The 19,725-nt window shown below is 68.6% G+C and carries 14 protein-coding genes; 13 read left to right on the forward strand and 1 reads right to left on the reverse strand.

Annotated elements, in window-relative coordinates; genetic code table 11:
• Positions 1-73: 73 nt before the first annotated feature.
• The gene (locus IP93_RS12615; protein WP_144816253.1) at positions 74-2,590 is read right to left on the reverse strand and encodes a penicillin-binding protein 1A; all 2,517 of its coding nucleotides are present in this window, start codon (positions 2,588-2,590) and stop codon (positions 74-76) included.
• A 221-nt stretch (positions 2,591-2,811) separates the two neighbouring features.
• On the opposite strand from IP93_RS12615, the gene IP93_RS12620 reads away from it, so the two are divergent.
• From IP93_RS12620 to tkt, 13 genes are all read left to right on the forward strand, one after another.
• Positions 2,812-3,870: a pilus assembly protein PilM gene (locus IP93_RS12620; RefSeq protein ID WP_144816255.1), complete on the forward strand. Its 1,059-nt coding sequence runs from the start codon at positions 2,812-2,814 to the stop codon at positions 3,868-3,870.
• Positions 3,870-4,604, forward strand: a complete 735-nt coding sequence (locus tag IP93_RS12625) for a PilN domain-containing protein (RefSeq protein ID WP_144816257.1) — start codon at positions 3,870-3,872, stop codon at positions 4,602-4,604. Before IP93_RS12620 ends, IP93_RS12625 begins: the two co-directional genes overlap by 1 nt.
• The gene (locus IP93_RS12630) at positions 4,601-5,278 is read left to right on the forward strand and encodes a type IV pilus inner membrane component PilO (protein ID WP_144816259.1); all 678 of its coding nucleotides are present in this window, start codon (positions 4,601-4,603) and stop codon (positions 5,276-5,278) included. The genes IP93_RS12625 and IP93_RS12630 overlap by 4 nt, the downstream gene beginning before the upstream one ends.
• Position 5,279: 1 nt before the next feature.
• Positions 5,280-5,834 (forward strand): pilus assembly protein PilP, encoded by a 555-nt coding sequence (locus IP93_RS12635; protein WP_144816260.1) that lies wholly within the window; start codon positions 5,280-5,282, stop codon positions 5,832-5,834.
• 17 nt (positions 5,835-5,851) lie between these two features.
• Positions 5,852-7,879 carry a type IV pilus secretin PilQ gene (locus IP93_RS12640; protein ID WP_242006862.1) on the forward strand — a complete coding sequence of 676 codons (2,028 nt, stop codon included), beginning with the start codon at positions 5,852-5,854 and terminating at the stop codon, positions 7,877-7,879.
• A gap of 135 nt (positions 7,880-8,014) precedes the next feature.
• A complete protein-coding gene (locus IP93_RS12645) occupies positions 8,015-9,010 on the forward strand; it encodes an AAA family ATPase (RefSeq protein ID WP_144816262.1) in 996 nt (331 codons plus the stop codon).
• 58 nt (positions 9,011-9,068) lie between these two features.
• Complete coding sequence (locus IP93_RS12650) at positions 9,069-10,001, forward strand: DUF58 domain-containing protein (protein ID WP_144816403.1); 933 nt, start codon at positions 9,069-9,071, stop codon at positions 9,999-10,001.
• A gap of 2 nt (positions 10,002-10,003) precedes the next feature.
• Entirely contained in the window at positions 10,004-10,456 is a 453-nt protein-coding gene (locus tag IP93_RS12655; protein WP_144816264.1) for a DUF4381 family protein, read from the forward strand.
• A complete protein-coding gene (locus IP93_RS12660; RefSeq protein WP_144816266.1) occupies positions 10,453-11,472 on the forward strand; it encodes a vWA domain-containing protein in 1,020 nt (339 codons plus the stop codon). The genes IP93_RS12655 and IP93_RS12660 overlap by 4 nt, the downstream gene beginning before the upstream one ends.
• A gap of 2 nt (positions 11,473-11,474) precedes the next feature.
• Positions 11,475-13,214, forward strand: coding sequence for a VWA domain-containing protein (locus IP93_RS12665; protein WP_144816268.1), 1,740 nt, complete (start codon positions 11,475-11,477; stop codon positions 13,212-13,214).
• A gap of 86 nt (positions 13,215-13,300) precedes the next feature.
• Complete coding sequence (locus IP93_RS12670) at positions 13,301-14,947, forward strand: BatD family protein (RefSeq protein ID WP_144816405.1); 1,647 nt, start codon at positions 13,301-13,303, stop codon at positions 14,945-14,947.
• Positions 14,948-14,999: 52 nt separating this feature from the next.
• Positions 15,000-16,304, forward strand: coding sequence for a dicarboxylate/amino acid:cation symporter (locus tag IP93_RS12675; RefSeq protein WP_144816270.1), 1,305 nt, complete (start codon positions 15,000-15,002; stop codon positions 16,302-16,304).
• 351 nt (positions 16,305-16,655) lie between these two features.
• Entirely contained in the window at positions 16,656-18,644 is a 1,989-nt protein-coding gene (tkt, locus tag IP93_RS12680; protein WP_144816271.1) for a transketolase, read from the forward strand.
• The last annotated feature ends 1,081 nt before the right edge of the window (positions 18,645-19,725 follow it).

The following is a 19,725-nucleotide window of genomic DNA, read 5'->3' on the forward strand; positions in this document are numbered from 1 at the left end:
TCCGCGGCTGCACGGCGCTGGCGGGAACCGCCGCGGCCGGCCACGCGGGCCGGCAACCAAACCCTAGCACACGTCAGAAGATGTCGAATGACTCCTCGGCCGGTGCTTCCGCTTCCTCGGGGCCGTAGTCGACGTAGCTCTCCATGCGCTCCAGGTCCTCGGCCTTGACCCATTCGACGATGCCGGTACCGCCATCGGGGATCAGTCGGCCGCCGGGGCCGACCGAGACCTGCACCATGCCATCGGGCGGGTCGTTGGCGCGGATCGGCTGGTCCTTGAGCGCCACGCGCATGTAATCGATCCAGATCGGCAGCGCCGCCTTGCCGCCGTACTCGCGGTAGCCCAGCGACTGGAAATTGTCACGGCCGACCCAGACCGTGGTGGCCAGCGAGCCGCCGAAACCGGAGAACCAGGCGTCACGATGGTCGTTGGTGGAGCCGGTCTTGCCGCCCACGTCCTCGCGCCCCAGCACCTTGGCGGCGGTGCCGGTGCCGCGCAACACCACGTCGCGCAGCATCGATACGATCTGATAGGCAATGCGGTTGTCGATGGCGCGCGGTGCCAGCGAGAGCTTGTCCAGGTCCAGTGGCGCCGGTGCAGCCGCAGGCGTGTCCTGCCCTTGGGCGGCAGGCTTGGCCGTCGCGGCCGCCTTGGGCGCGCCGTCCGCGGGGCCGAAATCGAAGCCGTCGACCACGGTGCCGGCAGAGGGCGCGGCCTTGACGGTGGTCACACCCGCGGCACAGGTGCGGCAGGCGACGGCGGGCTTTTCCTTGAACACGATGGCGCCGTCGCGGTCCTTGACCTCGTCGATGAACCAGGGGCTGACCCGGAAGCCACCGTTGGAGAAGGTGGCATAGCCCTGCGCCACCGAGATCGGCGTCAGCGAGGCGGTACCCAGCGACATGGACAGGTTGGGCGGCAAGTCCGACTCGGCGAACCCGAAGTGGCTGATGTACTTGCGCGCATAGTCCACGCCGATGGCGTCCAGCATGCGGACCGACACCAGGTTGCGCGATTGCACCATCGCCTCGCGCAGCCGCATGGGGCCGGCGAAGTTGCCGGTGTCGTTCTGCGGGCGCCACACGTGGCCGCGCCGGTCCTTGAACACCACCGGGGCGTCCAGCACGATCGAGGCAGGGTTGAAGCCCCGCTCCATCGCCGCGGCGTACACGAACGGCTTGAAGCTGGACCCGGGCTGGCGTCGCGCCTGCGTGGCCCGGTTGAACTTGTTGCCGGCAAAGCTGTAGCCACCGGCCAGCGCACGCAGCGCACCGGTGTCCGCCTCCAGCGACACCAGTGCCGCCTGCGCGCGCGGGACCTGGGCCAGCCGGTAGCGTGCCGATGCTGGCGTCGTGCCCGGCTTCGCGTCCTTGGGGGGCTCCATGCGCGTGACCCGCACCACATCGCCGCGCTTGACCAGGCTGGCAGGGTTGCGCCCGTTCCAACCCTGGTCCGCGCCCAGTTCGACGGTGGTGCCGTCGGCCAGCACCACGGTCGCGGCGCGGTCGGCGGCGGCCAGTACCAGCGCGGGACGCAGGGCGGCCTGCTGGCTGATCCCGCGCAGGCGAACGCGGGCCTGCTCGGCGGTTTCGCCGGCGGCCAGCTCGAGGTGCTTTTCCACGCCATGCCAGCCGTGGCGCAGGTCATAGGTGTGCAGGCCATCGCGCAGGGCCTTGTCGGCCGCGGCCTGCAACACCGGGTCGATGGTCGTGGTGACGTGGTAGCCCTTGGTCAGCGCCTCGGCCCCGAAGCGGTCGACCATGGCCTGGCGGACCATTTCCGCCACGTACGGCGCCTCGACCTCGACCGGCCGCTCGTGCGGCGCGGCATGCATCGGCACCGCCTTCGCCGCCTCGGCCTCGGCGCGGGACACGAACTTCAGCTCGGCCATCCGTTCCAGGATGTAGTCGCGGCGCTGCTTGGCGCGCTCGGGGTTGCTGAGCGGATTGCCGCTGGAGGGAAACTTCGGGATGCCCGCCAGCGAGGCCATTTCGTCCAGCGAAAGCTCGGCCAGCTGCTTGCCGTAGTAGAACTCGGCCGCCGCGGCGACGCCGTAGGCGCGGTTGCCGAAGAAGCTCTTGTTGAGGTACAGCTCGAAGATCTCGTCCTTGCTCAGCTCGCGCTCCATGCGCATGGCCAGCAGCATCTCGGTCAGCTTGCGGGTGTAGCTGACCTCCGAGCTCAGGTAGAACTGGCGGGCCACCTGCTGGGTGATGGTGGAGCCGCCGGGCACGCGCTTGCCGTCGGTGGTGGCCAGCAGCCAGACCGCGCGCGCGGTGCCTTTGTAGTCCACGCCGTGGTGCTGGTAGAAGCGTGCATCCTCGATGGCGATGAACGCCTGCTTGAGCCGCTCGGGCACCTGTTCGATCTTGGCCGGGTAGCGCCGGGTCTCGCCGAACAGGGCCATCAGCTGGCCGTCGCGCGAATACACGTACATCGGTTCCTGCATCTCCACGTCCCGCAGGGTTTCCACGTCCGGCAGGTTGGGGGCGATCAGGTAATACAGGACGCCAACAGCGACCAGGCCCAGCAGGAACAACCCGGCGAAGGCGACCAGCGCCCAGCGGAACAGGCGACGAAGTGGGGGCATCTGGGGAACAGTCCGATTGCGGGTGTATTGGCGGAGGAGTATAGAGGAGGAGGGAGGTCGCCCCGGGCGGCCGGTCACGCTTCCAATTGCCGTTTTGGGGAAAAGACGGAATCGGCTCGTCACTTTCTGACAAGAAGTGGTTGCCAGCCGGGGGAAAGTCCGTTATTTAAGACGCGGCCACACAAAGTGCGCGCAAGCGCTTGTGGCAAGGGGAGAATATTGTGGGCGTCATCACGAAAAGCCAGCCGGCCCTGGTCGGCGTGGACATCAGTTCCACGGCAGTGAAACTGCTGCAGCTGTCCCGGGCGGGTAACCGCTACCGGGTCGAGCACTATGCGGTCGAGCCGCTGCCGCCCAATGCGGTGGTGGAAAAGAACATCGTCGAGGTCGAGGCGGTGGGCGAAGCCATCAAGCGTGCCGTGGCGCGCTCGGGCACCCGCGTCAAGTTCGCGGCCGCGGCCGTGGCCGGTTCCTCGGTGATCACCAAGATCATCCCCATGCCAGCCGATCTGGACGAGGACGACCTCGAGTCGCAGGTCGAACTGGAGGCGGTCAACTACGTGCCGTACCCGATCGAGGAAGTGAACCTCGACTTCGAGGTGCTCGGCCCGATGCCCAACAGTCCCGACTCGGTGCAGGTCCTGCTGGCCGCCTCGCGCGCCGAGAACGTCGAGGTGCGCTCCTCCGCGCTGGAGCTCGGTGGACTGACCCCCAAGGTCATGGACGTGGAAGCCTTCGCGGTCGAGAACGCCTTCGCGCTGATCGCCGACCAGCTGAAGACCCCGCGCGACGGCCTGGTGGCCCTGATCGACTCGGGTGCGACCATGACCACGCTCAACGTGCTGCGCAATGGCCGCACCATCTACAGCCGCGAACAGGTGTTCGGCGGCAAGCAGCTCACCGACGAGGTGATGCGCCGTTACGGCCTGAGCTACGAGGAGGCGGGCCTGGCCAAGCGCCAGGGCGGCCTGCCGGAAAGCTACGAGGCCGAGGTGCTGGAGCCGTTCAAGGAGGCGATGGTCCAGCAGATCAGCCGCCTGCTGCAGTTCTTCTACGCCGGCAGCGAGTTCAACCGCGTGGACCAGATCGTGATCGCCGGTGGCGGCGCGTCCATCCAGGGCATCGCGCAGATGGTGGAGGAGCAACTGGGCGTGCCGACCTCGGTCGCCAATCCGCTGGCCCAGATGACGCTGGGCCCGCGCGTGCAGGCGCATGCGCTCGCACAGGATGCCCCGGCACTGATGATCGCCTGCGGCCTGGCCCTGAGGAGCTTCGACTGATGGCACGGATCAACCTGCTCCCCTGGCGCGTCGAGCGTCGCAAGCAGCGGCAGAAGGAATTCGCCACGATGCTGGGGCTGTCGGCCCTGGGCGCGGTACTGCTGTCGTTCCTGATCATCAGCTTCTACAGCAGCCAGATCAGCGGCCAGAACGAGCGCAACCAGTTCCTGCGCGATCGCATCACCGAGGTCGACAAGCAGATCGTCGAGATCGAGGAGCTGGACAAGAAGAAGGCCAAGTTGCTGGCGCGCAAGGAAGTGATCGAGCAATTGCAGGCCAACCGCTCGCAGATGGTGCACCTGTTCGACTCGCTGGTGCGCACCATTCCCGACGGTGTGATCCTCACCTCGATCAAGCAGGACTCGGAAACGCTGACACTGGAAGGCCGCTCGCAGTCCAATGCCCGCGTGTCGACCTACCTGCGCAACCTCGAGAGCTCGGGCTGGATGACCAACCCCGACCTGTCGATCATCGAAGCCAAGGGCGCCGACAAGGGCCTGCCGTACATGTTCAGCCTGCAGGTCAAGCTGGCGAATCCGAACGCGCCCAAGGACGAGGACGGCGATGGCGTGCCTGACGCGCCGCCGACGCCTGCGCCTGACGCACCGGCCGCCGCCGCACCCGCATCCGCGAATGGCGCGCCGGCAACCCCCCCGGCCGCGCCCGCCGCAACGCCTGCCGCGCCTGCGCCGGCCCCGACCACTGCAGCGCCCGCAACAGGAGCCTCGTCGTGAGCCAGAAGAAGGTTTCACTCAAGGAGCTTGACTTCAACAACATGGGCGCTTGGCCGCGGCAGGCCAAGATCGGCTTCTGCGCGCTGATCGGCCTGGTGATCATCGGCCTGGCCTGGTACCTGTTCGTGCGCGACAAGCGCACCGAACTGGAAGGCCTGGAGAACCAGGAGTCCGAGCTGCGCACGGAATTCGAGACCAAGCAGGGCCGCGCGGCGAACCTGGAGCCGCTCAAGCAGCAGCTCGCGCAGATGGAACAGCAACTGCAGCAGATGCTGCGCCAATTGCCCAGCAAGACCGAAATGCCGGACCTCATCGTCGACATTTCGCAGACCGCGCTGGCCACGGGCATCACCAACGAGTTGTTCCAGCCGGGTCCGGAACAGCCCAAGGAGTTCTACGCCGAGAAGCCGATCGCGCTGCGCATGCTGGGCACCTACCACCAGTTCGGCGCGTTCGTGAGCGGCGTGGCTTCGCTGCCGCGCGTGGTGATCATGACCATGCATGACATCCAGCTGCGTCCGCGAGCGACGCAGGGCCGGGACGGGGCGATCACGCCCAACAGCCCGCTGGAGCTGGCGGGTACGGTGAAGACGTATCGATACCTCGACGAAGAGGAAGAGGCGCAACAGCAGAATGCCGCCGCTGCGCCGGCGTCGGGCCAGGGGGGGACCTGAGATGGGTGAATTGAATCTACGCATCGGGTCACCCGTGGCCCGCCGCATCCTGGCGGTGGCGCTTGTGGCTGCGCTGGCCGGCTGCGCACGCGGCGTGACCAGCACGCCGGGCGCCGCGCCGAACCTCGAAACATGGATCGCCGAAGTCAAGGCGCGGCCGGCGCCGCCGCTGGACCCGTTGCCGGTGATGCAGCAGTTCGAGACTTTCGAATACGCGGCGCAGACGCTGCGTGATCCGTTCAGCACCGCCTTCACCGATGACGGTGGCGGCAGCGGCCCGCGGCCGGACGCTTCGCGCCGCAAGCAGGTGCTGGAGCAGTTTCCGCTGGACAGCCTCGACATGGTCGGCACGCTGGGGCGCGGTGCGGGGCTGGTGGCGCTGGTGATGGCCCCCGACAAGGTGACGTATCGTGTGCAGCCCGGTGCCTACATGGGCCAGAGCGACGGTCGGGTGACCGGCGTGTTCGAGGAACGCATCGAGCTGGTGGAACTGGTGCCGGATGGCGCGGGTGGTTGGCTGGAACGTCCGGCCACGATCGCGTTGGAAGATCAATGATTCTGGGGGACAGGAAGATGACCGATTTCAACGCCAATTACTCCCGGCCCGCCCGGCGCTCGTTGATGCTCCGGACGGGAGGCATCGGCCTCGCGATCGGCGTGGCCGCGGCGCTGAGTGCGGCCCATGCCGCCGAACCGGTCGGCGCGCCTGCCGTGGCGGCCCCGGCATCGCTGGCCACCGGGGTGCCCGTAGCGGCCGATCCGGCCAAGAAGCTGCCGGGTGCCGTGCAGGTATCCAACATCGACTTCAAGCGCGGCAACGACGGTTCCGGTCGCCTGGTGATCAGGTTCGACGGCACGGGTGCCGTACCGGACCTGAAGAACCAGGGGCAGAAGATCGTGATCGACGTGGGCAATGCCACGTTGCCGGCGGCGTTGCAGCGTCCGCTGAACGTCACGGATTTCGCCACCCCGGTGCAGCGCATCGATGTCCGCCCCGTGGGCGCGGGCACCCAGCTGGTGCTGGACACCCGCGGCGGTTTTGACTCGATGGCGTACCAGACTGGCAGCGAGTACATCGTAGAGGTCATGCCGAAGGTGGCCGTGGCCAGCGGCAAGGCCGCGGGCGGCCGGGCGGTGGGCGCGACGGGCACCGCTCCCGCCGCCAAGACCTACGGCGGCAAGCCGGTGACCTTCAACTTCCAGGACGTGCCGGTGCGCACCGTCCTGCAGCTGATCGCCGAGGAGTCGGGCCTCAACATCGTGGCCTCCGACACCGTGCAGGGCAACGTCACCCTGCGCCTGATCAACGTGCCATGGGACCAGGCGCTGGACATCGTGCTGCAGGCCAAGGGTCTGGACAAGCGCCGCAGCGGCAACGTGGTGTGGGTCGCGCCGCAGGCCGAGCTCGCCAAGTACGAGCAGGACAAGGAAGACGCGCGCATCGCCCTCGACAACCGTGTCGATACGGTCACCGAGTATATCCAGATCAACTACCACAACGCCGCGCAGATCTTCAAGGCGCTGTCCGAGGCCAAGGGCGTGGGCGGTAGCGGCGGCGGTGGTTCCGGCGGCCAGGGCGGCAGCAACCAGGACAGTGGTTTCATGTCGCCTCGGGGCCGCATGGTGGCCGACGAGCGCACCAACACGCTGATGATCAGCGACATCCCGAAGAAGGTCGCGCAGATGCGCGAGCTGATCAAGGTGATCGACCGCCCGGTGGACCAGGTGGTGATCGAGGCGCGCGTGGTGATCGCCACCGAGAGCTTCTCGCGTGACCTGGGCGCCAAGTTCGGCCTGAGCGGCAACAGCGACAACGTCTATTACAGCGGCAACCTCGACGCCAACACCAGGACCCGCCAGTCGGTGTATGACACGGACCGGGCCAACCAGACGGCACTGAACGCGTACGAATCCGCGCTCGCCGCGTGGAACGCGGGTGGTCGCCAAGGTGCGGAGCCAGTGCGACCGGTGTTTCAGGGTTCTACGATCACCCGCGGCCTGATGACCAACCTGGGCCTGACCAACCCCGCTGGCGCCGTGGCGCTGTCGATCCTCAACGCCGGCTACCTGCTGGACGTGGAGCTGTCGGCCATGCAGCAGGAAGGCCGCGGCGAGGTCATCTCCAACCCGCGCATCGTCACCGCCAACCAGCGTGAGGCGGTGATCAGCCAGGGCCAGGAGGTGGGCTACGTGACCATCTCGCCGCAGCAGGGCGGCAACTCGATTCCGATCCCGAACGTGCAGTTCAAGGACGTGCTGCTGGAGATGAAGGTCGTCCCGACCATCACCAACGACGGCCGCGTGTTCCTCAACATGGACGTGAAGAAGGACGAGATCGACGGGTTCATCAACACCTCCATCGGCGACGTGCCGCAGATCAGCAAGCGCGCGATCAATACCGCGGTGCTGGTCGACGATGGCCAGACGGTGGTGATCGGCGGTGTCTACGAGTTCCGCGACCGCAACGACGTGACCAAGGTGCCGTTCCTGGGCGATATCCCCTTCCTCGGCAACCTGTTCAAGCAGAAGGGGCGCTCGAAGGAGAAGGCCGAGTTGCTGATTTTCGTCACCCCGAAGGTGCTGCGCGTCGCGCAGCGCTGAGGTGACGTGAGGAATGACGCCAAGGGCCCCGCCGCGGGGCCCTTGGCGTTTCCGTAGTCTGAACCTGCGACGCGTTCGTTGAACCTTGGCCGCCGCGATCGGTCAGAATCCACGCATCCCCTGTACGGAACGACGATGGACGGAGCGGATACCCAGGCGGCAACGTTGCATGCGACGTTTTCGACGCTGCGCGACGAATTGAGCCAGCGGATCATCGGTCAGGCGGCACTGGTCGACCGGCTGCTGGTTGCATTGCTGGCCGACGGGCACCTGCTGGTCGAAGGCGCGCCCGGGCTGGCCAAGACCACGGCCATCCGGGCCCTTGCAGGCTACCTGGAGGCCGACTTCGCCCGCGTGCAGTTCACCCCCGACCTGCTGCCGGCGGACCTGACCGGCACGGAGGTGTGGCGGCCGCAGGAGGGTCGTTTCGAGTTCCAGCCGGGCCCGATCTTCCATTCGATCCTGCTTGCCGACGAGATCAACCGGGCGCCGGCCAAGGTGCAGTCCGCGTTGCTGGAAGCGATGGGGGAACGCCAGGTCACGGTGGGCCGGCATACCTATGCGTTGTCGCCGCTGTTCCTGGTGATGGCCACGCAGAACCCGATCGAGCAGGAGGGCACGTTCCCGTTGCCGGAAGCACAACTGGACCGGTTCCTGATGCATGTGCGCATCGGGTATCCGCGGGTGGAGGCCGAAGCGGAGATCCTGCGGCTGGCGCGTGAACAGGCCCGCCAGGCCGTCAGGCCCGTTCCCCAGACCGAGCCAACGCGCATCACCCAGGCAGAGGTGTTTGCGACACGGGCCCTGGTGCTGGACCTGCACATGGCGCCCGCGGTGGAGCGCTACATCATCGAACTGGTGCTCGCCTCGCGCGATGCCGGCCGTTACGACCCGACGCTGGCGCGCAGGATCGGCTGGGGCGCCAGCCCACGTGGCTCCATCGCGCTGGAGAGGTGCGCGCGTGCCCATGCCTGGTTGGCCGGCCGCGATTTCGTGACTCCCGATGACGTGCGGGCCGTCGCACCCGACGTGCTGCGTCATCGCATCCTGCCGTCCTACGAGGCCACCGCCGAGGGCTGGGATGGCGATCGCCTGGTCGGCGAGTTGCTGCGGCTGGTGCCGCTGCCCTGAGGTCGGTCGCGTGCGCTTACGCCGTCGCCCAGCGCCCGACCGCGCCGCCGTATCGGCGATGGCCGGGGAAGGCCATCGCGAGACGGCCGTGACAGACGCCGAGGGGGTGGTCCCGTCGCTGCAGGAACTGGTCGCGTTGCGCGCCGTTGCCAGCGGGCGCCACCGCGCGCGCCAAGGGCATCATGGGGCCAGCGGACCCGCGCTCTCGCCGCTGCGCGGGCGCGGCATGGAATACGCGGAGTCGCGCGAGTACATCGCCGGTGACGACGCGCGCCACATCGACTGGCGCCTGACCGCGCGCAGTGGCCGACCGCACACCAAGCTGTTCCAGGCCGAACGCGAGCGCATGACCGTGGTGGTGGCCGACACCGCGCCTGGCCTGTATTTCGGCACGCGCGTGCGCTTCAAGTCGGTGCAGGCGGCGCGGGCCGGTGCCGTGGCTGCGTGGGTTGCGGCCGCCGAGGGTGACCGCCTGTGCGCGCTGCGTGGGTCACGCCGCGAACCGCCCATCGCACCGGCGGCTGGCGCGCGCGGTGCGTTGCGCGTCCTGGATGCGCTGGTGCGCTGGTATGCGCAGCGGCCTGAAGACGATGAAGGCCTCGCCGACGCACTGGACCGCGCCCGGCGATTGCTGCGACCGGGCTCGCGCCTGGTCGTACTGGCCGACCCGGCCAGCCTTGCCAACGTCCCGCCAGAGCGCTGGCCGGCGCTGGGCCAGCACCACGAGGTCATCGTGCTGCTGCTCACCGATCCGTTGGAACAGCAGCCGCCAGCGCAGTCGCTGCCGTTGCAGTCGGGTGGGCAGCGGATCGAACTGGATCTTGGCAATCCGGTACAGCGGCGGCAGTGGCTGGCGCGGTTTGCGGATCCGGTGCGCGAGGCACTGGCGGGTTTGCCGTCCCGTGGCATCCGCGTGCACGCGTTGTCGACCGACGCGCCCAGCGATGCCTGGTTGCCGCTGCTCGGGCGGCCACGCCCGCTGGTGGCGTGAGCATGGACCCCACACTGGTCCTGCGCGACATCCACCCATCGCCGCCGCCGTCGTGGTGGCCGCCCGCGCCCGGCTGGTGGCTGGTGGCTGCGATTCTCTTGCTCGGCCTCGCGGTGTGGACGTGGCGCGTGCGGCGTCGCCGAAGCCACCGTGCGCGCGTGGCCGCCCTGTTCGATGACGCACTGGCAACGGCCGGTTCGGCCCCACGTGCCGTGGCGGCGATGTCGGAACTGTTGCGCCGCGCGGCGAGGCGCCACGAGCCCGACGCGGACCGGTTGCAGGGCGAAGCCTGGCTGGCGCTGCTCGACCGGGACCAGCAGCCCCCGCGTTTCAACACACCGGAAGGGCGTTTGCTGCTTGATGGTGCGTTCCGTCCGGAGCTGGACATGGCGGATGTTGAAGCCTTGCGACGCATCGCCCGCGCGCGCTTCATCGCCTGGATGGTGCCGCGATGAATGAATGGCTGGCACTGCCGATGGCCGTACGCGATGTGTCGTTCGCATGGCCGTGGCTGTTGCTGGCGCTGCCGCTGCCGATGCTGGTGGCGTGGTGGGCCAAGCCGGCGTCCAACGCCGACCCCGCCCTGCGATTGCCACATGGCACCGGTTTGCAGGTCGCGCAGGTATCGCGTGGTCGCCGTCGGCCCGCGCGGGCTGGGAGTGCGGCGATGTGGGTGGCATGGGCATTGCTCTGTCTGGCTGCCGCGCGTCCGCAGCAGTTGGGCGAGCCGGTTCTGCCGCCCCGGGCCGGGCGCGAACTGATGCTGGCGCTGGACCTGTCCGGGAGCATGAGTGAGCCGGACATGGAACTGGGTGGCCAGCGTGTCGACCGCCTGACCGCGGCGAAGGCGGTGCTCGCCGACTTCCTCGATCGCCGCAGTGGCGACCGCATCGGCCTGCTCGCCTTCGGGCGAAACGCGTACGTGCTGACGCCGCTGACCATGGACCACCAGACGGTGCGCGAACAGCTGCAGGACAGCGTCGTGGGCCTGGCCGGGCAGGAAACCGCGCTGGGCGATGCGATCGGCCTGGCGGTCAAGCGGCTGCGCACCCAGTCGGACGGGCAGCGCGTGGTGGTGTTGCTGACCGATGGGGTCAACACCGCCGGTGCACTGCAGCCGGCGAAGGCCGCCGAACTGGCGCGCGATGCCGGTGTGCGCGTGCACACCATCGCCTTCGGTGGCGAAGGCAGCCTGTCGCTGTTCGGCTTCCAGTTGCCGATGCCCGGTGGCAACGACGAGATCGACGAGAAGGGTCTGGCCGCCATCGCCGCGACGACCGGCGGGCGTTCCTTCCGCGCCCGCGATACGGCGGAACTGGCGGGCATCTACGCCGAGATCGACCGCCTTGAGCCGGTCTTCCGCGCGGGTGAAGCGGTGAGGCCGCGCCTGGAGCGCTATGCGTGGCCGCTCGGCGTGGCGTGGGTGCTGGCGATGCTTGCACTCCTGCGTCCACGCCAGGGGAGGGCCTGAGCATGGACCTGGGCATGCTGCATTGGACGCGCCCGCTGTGGCTGTGGGCCTTGTTGCTGCTGCCGTTGTGGGCCTGGTTGGTCGCACGGCGCGCGCGCCGGGCAAGCGTGTGGCACGGCGTGGTCGACGCGCACCTGCTGCCGCATCTGTTGGCGAACGAGGTGGCGCCATCGCGACGGTGGGGGCGATGGCTGGCGACGGCGGCCTACGTGCTGGCGGTGATCGCGCTGGCCGGGCCCGGCTGGCGACAGGTCGAGCAACCGCTGTGGCGCAACCAGGCCCCGCTGGTGGTGGCCTTGGACCTGTCGAGCGCGGCGCTGCAGCGCGACGTGCCGCCTTCACGCCTGGCGCAGGCGCGCCACAAGCTGGCGCGGCTGTTGCAGCAGCGCACCGGCGGCCAGGTCGCCCTGGTGGCGTATGCTGGCGATGCCTTCACCGTTGCGCCGCTCACGGACGATGCGGCCAACGTGGCCGTGTTCCTCGATGCGCTGGCGCCCGACGTCATGCCGGTGGATGGGCAGCGCATCGACCGCGCGATCGTGTGGTCGACGAAGCTCGTGCGCCAGGCCGGTTTCAGCCGCGGCGACATCCTGGTGATGGGCGATCACGCGACGGCGGCCGATGTGGCCGCTGCAACCGCCGCTGCGGCGAATGGCGTGCGTGTTTCGGTGTTGGGGGTAGGCGCAGCCGCGGGTCCGGCACCCCCGGGATTCGACGAGGCCTCGCTGCGGCGACTCGCCCAGGCAGGGGGTGGCACGTACCAGCGGATCACCGTCGACGACGCCGACCTGCATGCACTCGGCGTGCTCGCACCGCGCGGCGCGGATGCGCCGGGAACGGCGAAGGGCAGCGGGCGGCACTGGGCCGACGAGGGCTACTGGTTGCTGCCGTTGGTGATGCTGCTGGTGCTGCCGGCGTTCCGGCGTGGCGCGGCCGCGATGCTGTTGGTCGTTGGCATCGGTTGGCCATGGGGCGCGGTACAGGCCGCGGAATGGTGGCGGCGCCCGGATCAGGCGCAACACGCGGCAATGGAGGCAGCGACGCAACGGTACCGGCGTGGCGACTTCGAAGCGGCGGCGCAGGGTTTCGCACAAGGCGACAACGCGGATGCGCATTACAACCGCGGCAACGCACTCGCCAAGGCGGGCCGTTATGCCGAGGCCATCCAGGCGTATGACCAGGCCTTGCGGCTGGCGCCCGGCATGGGCGACGCGAAGGCGAACCGGCGCGCGGTGCAGGCGGTCATGCAGCGCAAGCCGCCTCCGGGACGCAATGAGGGTGCGCAGGGACAGGACGGGGGTCAGCGCGGAAGTCCAGGCAATCCCTCTGGCTCACCCCGGTCGACGGGCGCGGGTGAGCTTGGCGCAGCGCAGCCGTCGTCCGGTCGTGGCGCCAACGGTACTTCCCAACCCGACCACGGGACCGACGACGAGCGCGACGGGACCGGAAGCACGGCCGAGGGCGAGCGGGAAAAGCCCGTGGATGCCGCCGCCCAGGCCCAGGCTGACCAGGCGCAACGTGCGCGCATGCAGCGGGCCCTCGCGCAGGGCAGCAGGGGCGGCGAGCCGCAACGCCCGGCGGCAGGCCAGGCACCGCGCTCGGAAACACCGGCCGAGCGCGAGCGCCGCATCGCCAATGAAGCCGCGCTGCGTCGCGTCCCCGACGATCCGGGCGGCCTGCTGCGTGCGAAATTCCGCCTGGAGCACCAGCGACGCCTGCAGCCGGGAACGACACCGCCGTGAGTCTTGTCTCCACCCGTTCGCCCGCAACCATCGCGCGTAGCGTCATCGGCGCATGGCTGTGCGCCATCGCCCTGCAGCTCGCACTGATGCCGGCGGCTGCCGCGCAGACACGCGCGTGGCTGGACCGCGACCGCATCGGTGCCGGCGAAACGGTCACGCTCAACGTCGAGACGACGCAGCCGGGCAATCCCACGCCCGATTTCGCGCCATTGCAGCGCGACTTCGTGGTGAGCGGCAACACCAGCCGGCGCGAGTTCCAGATGCGCAACGGCACCGCCACGATGCGCTCGCTGTACGGCGTTGCATTGCGTCCCCGCCGCGATGGCGTGCTCACCGTACCGGCGCTGGTGGTGGGCAACGCCCGCACCGCGCCGCTGACCCTGGTGGTGGCGGGCGCAGCCGCCACCCCGGCACCGGCGCGCAGCGGCGACAACGTGTTCATCGAAAGCGAAGCCGACGATGCATCGCCGTATGTGCAACAGGCGGTCGGGTGGGTGGTGCGGCTGTACTCCGCGGTGCCGCTGGTGTCCGGCCAGCTCGACCAGCCCCCACCGGAAGGCGCCGCGCTGCAACGGGTGGGCGAGGACGCGCAGTACATGCGTGACGTGGGTGGGCGCCGCTACATGGTGGTGGAGCGCCGCTACCTGCTGGTGCCCGAGCGCAGCGGGACGCTCACCCTGCCCGGCGCGAGTTTCGAGGGGCGCGGTACCGGCGGATTCTTCGACGATCTGTTCGGTGACCGCGGCGGCGCATTGCAGGCGCAGGCGCGCCCGCGCTTCCTGCAGGTGCAGGCGCCGCCCGCCAATGCGCCGCAGCCATGGCTACCCCTGCACACGCTTGAGCTGCGCTATCGCGCCGTGCCGAAGTCCTTGCGCGCAGGCGCGGCCACCGACCTGGTGGTGGAGGCCATCGCCGATGGCGCGACCGCGGCGCAGATGCCCGAGATGCAGCTGTCGTCGGTCGAAGGTGCGCAGGTATTCGCCGACCCGGTACAGGCTGACGAGGGACTGTCCGGCGGTCGGCCGCGGGTGAAGCTGGTGCGCCGGTTCTCGCTGGTGCCCACCGCCGCCGGCGAGGTGCGCGTGCCCTCGGTCAAGGTGACGTGGTGGGACGTGGGCACGGACAGTGCGAGGATCGCGAGCCTGCCGCCGTTGCGACTGACGGCGGCGCCCGCACCGGGCACCGGTGCCGCCAGCGCGCCGCGCGATTCCTCCCGTCTGGCATTGCCATCGACGCAGGCGGCCGCGGCAGGGGACGGGCCGCCCTGGCGCTACAACCCATGGATCGTCGCCACCGTCGTGTTTGCCGTGCTGTGGCTGCTGACCCTGGTGTGGTGGTTGAGCCATCGTGGCACGCGTGATCCAGCCGTCGGGCGGGCCGCGCGCGCCGGGATGGCAGTGCCGCCGTCCCCGCCCACGGGCGGCGGTGCGCTCACCGGCGATCCCAGCGCGCTGCGACGCGCGCTGGATACCGGCAGCCTGGGCGAGGTCGCCGATGCGCTGCTCGCGATAGCGCCGCAGCCCTGTACCGGCATGGATGCGCTGCGCGGGCAGCTGGCGGATCGACGGCAGCGTGAGGCCCTCGACCTGCTGCAGCAGGCGCGTTGGGCCGATGGCGATGGCCGCGCCGCCCGCGCGGCGCTGCGCGAGGCCTTTGCCAAGGGGCCGCGTTGGCAGTCCGCCGCGGCCGTCCGGTCGTCCCCCCTGCTGCCGCCGCTCTACCCGGAGCGCTGAGGCCATTGGCGCGGTTTGCTAAGCTCCCGGGACTCAAACGGGGACCTGCACGATGACCGAAGCCGACGCCGCCGCCCAAGGCAGGAAGAAGCTGCCCTTGCACTGGAAGATGGCGATCGGTTTCTTTGCCGGCCTGCTGCTCGGCATGTTCGTGCACTACAGTGCCGGCGCCGATGCGGGCTGGGTGCAATGGCTGACGAGCCACGTGACCCAGCCTGCCGGCACGCTGTTCCTGCGCCTGATCTTCATGCTGGTGATCCCGCTGCTGTTCTCCGCGCTGGTGGTGGGCATCGCCGAGATGGGCGACATCCGCGCGCTCGGGCGCGTCGGTTGGCGCACGCTGGCGTACACCATCGTGGTGTCGGCGATCGCGGTGCTGATCGGGCTGGTGCTGGTCAACTGGCTGCAGCCTGGCGCGGGCGTGGACCGGGCCGCTGCGCAGCAGATGCTGGCCGAAGGCTCCGAGCGCGCGCAGTCGATCATCAGCAGCAGTGCCGAACAGCCCAAGGGCATGGACATGCTGCTGTCCATCGTGCCCGACAACGTGGTGGCCGCCGCCTCCAACAACGCCATCCTGGCGGTGATGTTCTTCGCGCTGATGCTCGGCATTGGCCTGGTCGCCACGCGCAGCGAGGCCGCCGGCACGCTCAAACGCGCCATCGAAGGCCTGTTCGACGTGTCGATGACGCTGATCGGCATGGTCATCAAGCTGGCGCCGTACGCGGTGTTCTGCTTCATGTTCAACCTGGCCGCACTGTTCGGCTGGGACCTGCTGGTGCGGTTGGGCGCGTACGTGGGCGTGGTCGTGCTGGCGCTGGCGCTGCACATGTTCGTGACCTATTCGTTGGCGCTGAAGTTCATCGGCAACTACTCGCCGGCGAAGTTCTTCCGCGGCTCGCAGGAGGCGATGGTGATGGCGTTCTCCACCGCGTCGAGCAACGCCACGCTGCCGACCGCGCTGCGCGTGGCCGAGGAGGAACTGGGACTGCCCAAGCGGGTGTCGCGCTTCGTGCTGACCGTGGGCGCGACGGCCAACCAGAACGGCACGGCGCTGTTCGAGGGCGTGACGGTGCTGTTCCTGGCGCAGTTCTTCGGCGTGGAGCTGTCGCTGGCGCAGCAGGTGACGGTGATGTTCGTGTGCATCCTGGGCGGCATCGGCACCGCGGGCGTGCCGGCCGGTTCGCTGCCGGTGGTGGCGCTGATCTGCGGGATGGTGGGCGTGCCGCCGGAAGGGATCGGCCTGATCCTGGGCGTGGACCGGTTCCTGGACATGTGCCGGACGACGCTGAACGTCACCGGCGACCTGGCGGCTGCTGCGGTGGTGTCGCGCGGGGAAGTGGATTCGCCGGCTGCTTGAACGTTGAAGGCGAGGGCCGAAGCTCTTTCCACCAAGGCTGCGGCTCACAGGACCGCACTCCCAACGGAGCGAGGGACTTTGGCCGATTGAGGCCGGTGATCTGGCCGGGTATTGCGTAGAGCGGGCCATGGATGGCCCGCGGCCGCGACTCGCGGCAGGATGCCGCGATGGAGCGGAGGAGCAATGTCCGGCCAGATCGCCGGCCCCCTCCGGAGCCGAACCTCGAGCGGAGTAAAAGCTGAACAGCGCCAAGGGCGACACAGCCCCCCGGGGATGGGACAATAGGCGTCCGGCCCGCCCGTCCAGGCCCGGCCGCGCCTCCTTCCGCTTCCCAGACGCCCACGCCGCCCCATGACGACGCCCAGCCGCCGCGACCTCGCCAACGCCATCCGTTTCCTTGCCATCGACGCCGTCCAGGCTGCCAACTCCGGCCACCCCGGCATGCCGATGGGCATGGCCGACATCGCCGAGGTGCTGTGGAACGACTACTACAGCCACAACCCCAACAACCCCAAGTGGTTCAACCGCGACCGCTTCGTGCTGTCCAACGGCCACGGCTCGATGCTGCAGTACGCGCTGCTGCACCTGTCCGGCTACGACCTGCCCATCGATGAGCTGAAGAACTTCCGCCAACTGGGCAGCAGGACCGCCGGCCACCCGGAGAACACCCACACCCCGGGCGTGGAGACCACCACCGGCCCGCTGGGCCAGGGTTTCGCCAATGCCGTGGGCATGGCGCTGGCCGAGAAACTGCTGGCACAGCGCTTCAACCGCCCCGAGCTGGACATCGTCGACCACCGCACCTGGGTGTTCATGGGCGATGGCTGCCTGATGGAAGGCATCTCGCACGAGGCCGCCTCGCTGGCAGGCACCTGGGGCCTGCACAAGCTCGTCGCGTTCTGGGACGACAACAAGATCTCCATCGACGGCAACACCGACGGCTGGTTCACCGACAATACCCCGGCGCGCTTCGAGGCCTACGGCTGGAACGTCGTGCGCGGCGTCAACGGCCACGATGCGCAGGAGATCAAGACCGCGATCGAAACCGCACTGAAGTCCACCGACAAGCCGACCCTGATCTGCTGCCGCACCATGATCGGGTTTGGTTCGCCGGGCAAGGCGGGCAAGGAATCCAGCCACGGCGCACCGCTGGGCAAGGATGAAGTCGCCGCCACGCGCGAGGCGCTGGCCTGGCCGCATGCGCCGTTCGAGATCCCGCAGGCGGTCTACGACGGCTGGCGCGCAGGCAACGCCGGCACCGTGCGCGAACACCAGTGGAACACCCTGTTCGACAACTACGCCAGGCAGTACCCGGAACTGGCTGCCGAACTGGTGCGTCGCAACCGCAACGAATTGCCGGAAGGCTTCATTGAAGCCGCCGATGCCTACATCGCCAAGCTGCAGCTTGAGGGTCCGGTGGTCGCCTCGCGCAAGGCCTCGCAGATGGCGATCGAGGCCTATGCGCCGCTGCTGCCGGAACTGGTCGGCGGTTCGGCCGACCTGGCCCACTCCAACCTGACCCTGTGGAAGGGCAGCAAGTCGGTCGCCAGCGACGACCCGGACGCCAACTACATCTACTACGGCGTGCGCGAATTCGCGATGACCGCGATCAGCAACGGCCTGGGCCTGCACGAGTGCTTCATCCCGTACGACGCGACCTTCCTGATGTTCAGCGACTACGCGCGCAACGCGGTGCGCATGAGCGCGCTGATGGGCGCGCAGGCCATCCACGTGTACACCCACGACTCCATCGGCCTGGGCGAGGACGGCCCGACCCACCAGCCGGTCGAGCACCTGGCCAGCCTGCGCTATATCCCGCACAACGACGTGTGGCGCCCGTGCGATGCGGTCGAATCCGCCGTGTCGTGGAAGGCCGCGATCGTGCGCCATGACGGCCCCAGCTGTCTGGTCTTCTCGCGCCAGAACCTCGCCCACCAGCCGCGCAGCGCGCAGCAGGTGGCCGACATCGCGCGTGGCGGGTACGTGCTGAAGGACAGCGTCGGCGCGCCGGAGATCATCCTGATCGCGACCGGCTCGGAAGTCGGACTGGCCACGCAGGCCGCCGCGCAGCTGGGCGACAAGGTGCGCGTGGTGTCGATGCCGTCGACTGACGTGTTCGACCGCCAGGACGCGGCGTACCGCGAAGCCGTGCTGCCCAAGGCCTGCCGCAAGCGCGTGGCCATCGAAGCCGGCGTGAGCGACTTCTGGCGAAAGTACGTGGGCCTGGATGGCGCGGTGATCGGCATCGACACGTTCGGTGCCAGTGCGCCGGCGGAGAGGCTGTTCGAGAAGTACGGCTTCACCGTGGAGAAGGTGGTGGAGGCGGCGAGGGCGCTCTGAACGGGCTGCGCTTCACGGAAACCAGACGGGGCCTTGGGGCCCCGTTCTCATTTGCGTGAAGCCGGGTTGCACGCAACCATCCATTTGGGCGGCCCCAGCTTTGCATCCCGTGCATGAAATTCAAACGATGCGATCGCCAGCCCCACTGACGGGGGTGATGCGTCTGGTGCTGTGGTAGATGCGGGGTCGCGGATGCGAGATCCCAGCGGTATCGCACATTGAATCGACGGCGTCGCCTGACTTGGACAGCACGGTTTCCGTCGGCAAGCCCACCTGCGAGCGAGGCAGCTGCGTTGCGCGTGTTGTCTCACCCGGACGATGTCGAAGCAGCCGGTGAATTCTGATCCAGGCCTGTTCCATGCAACCGGCGACCCTGGTGACGTGGATGTCACTGGCACCAAGCTTCCTTATTCCGTACCATCAAATGCCCCATCGGATGTTGGGGGTTGTGGACGTGCAAACTCAAGGAGCAATGGATATGAAGAGTCGTGTGTTGTTCGCCGTAGCTATGTGTGTCGCGCTGGTTGCTGGAACTGCCTTGGCGCAAGACTCCGGTGGCAGTCTTCCGGATGGCCCGGTGGCATCGCCGCCAGGCTGGACCTGCACTGCTTCTGGGGGAAAGGTGACTTGCGTGCGCGATAAGCGCCAGCAGCAGTAACACTTCGTGGCGCAGGCCATGTCCTGCCGGCGCCACTTCTCGAGCATCGCGACCAGGATTGGCAAGTGCGATATTCATCTCCAACGATGTTGGTTATCGGGCTGCTCAGTGTGGTCATCCTGGCGGGTTGCCGGACTTCGCACTTCTCCTTGGATCGCGTGGACACCCGGATGCTGCTTCCACCGGGCGCGGAGCGGCATACGGTGGACGACGGGGAAGTCTTCCTCATGGCAGCCCCGGTTGATGAGACCTTGCCTGTGTTTCAGCCGGTTGGGCATGCGTCGAACATTCCGCCTGTGACGGTGTGCGTCGAGTTCATCGTAAACATTGCTGGAGAGGTGGAATCCGTCGCGCCGGTTGTCGATGGGGACGGATGCCAAGCGCCGATATCAGCGCTAGCCTTGGAGTTCAGCGATGCGGTAA

The sequence above is a fragment of the Aerolutibacter ruishenii genome, assembly GCF_007830115.1.
Lineage (GTDB): Bacteria > Pseudomonadota > Gammaproteobacteria > Xanthomonadales > Xanthomonadaceae > Aerolutibacter > Aerolutibacter ruishenii.

Coding starts and splice junctions, on each gene's coding strand:
- IP93_RS12625 (WP_144816257.1), top strand. CDS start 3,870: ATGGCACGGATCAACCTGCTCCCCTGGCGCGTCGAGCGTCGCAAGCAG.
- IP93_RS12640 (WP_242006862.1), top strand. CDS start 5,852: ATGACCGATTTCAACGCCAATTACTCCCGGCCCGCCCGGCGCTCGTTG.
- IP93_RS12655 (WP_144816264.1), top strand. CDS start 10,004: ATGGACCCCACACTGGTCCTGCGCGACATCCACCCATCGCCGCCGCCG.
- IP93_RS12660 (WP_144816266.1), top strand. CDS start 10,453: ATGAATGAATGGCTGGCACTGCCGATGGCCGTACGCGATGTGTCGTTC.
- IP93_RS12650 (WP_144816403.1), top strand. CDS start 9,069: ATGGCCGGGGAAGGCCATCGCGAGACGGCCGTGACAGACGCCGAGGGG.
- IP93_RS12675 (WP_144816270.1), top strand. CDS start 15,000: ATGACCGAAGCCGACGCCGCCGCCCAAGGCAGGAAGAAGCTGCCCTTG.
- IP93_RS12665 (WP_144816268.1), top strand. CDS start 11,475: ATGGACCTGGGCATGCTGCATTGGACGCGCCCGCTGTGGCTGTGGGCC.
- tkt (WP_144816271.1), top strand. CDS start 16,656: ATGACGACGCCCAGCCGCCGCGACCTCGCCAACGCCATCCGTTTCCTT.
- IP93_RS12645 (WP_144816262.1), top strand. CDS start 8,015: ATGGACGGAGCGGATACCCAGGCGGCAACGTTGCATGCGACGTTTTCG.
- IP93_RS12635 (WP_144816260.1), top strand. CDS start 5,280: ATGGGTGAATTGAATCTACGCATCGGGTCACCCGTGGCCCGCCGCATC.
- IP93_RS12615 (WP_144816253.1), bottom strand. CDS start 2,590: ATGCCCCCACTTCGTCGCCTGTTCCGCTGGGCGCTGGTCGCCTTCGCC.
- IP93_RS12670 (WP_144816405.1), top strand. CDS start 13,301: ATGCCGGCGGCTGCCGCGCAGACACGCGCGTGGCTGGACCGCGACCGC.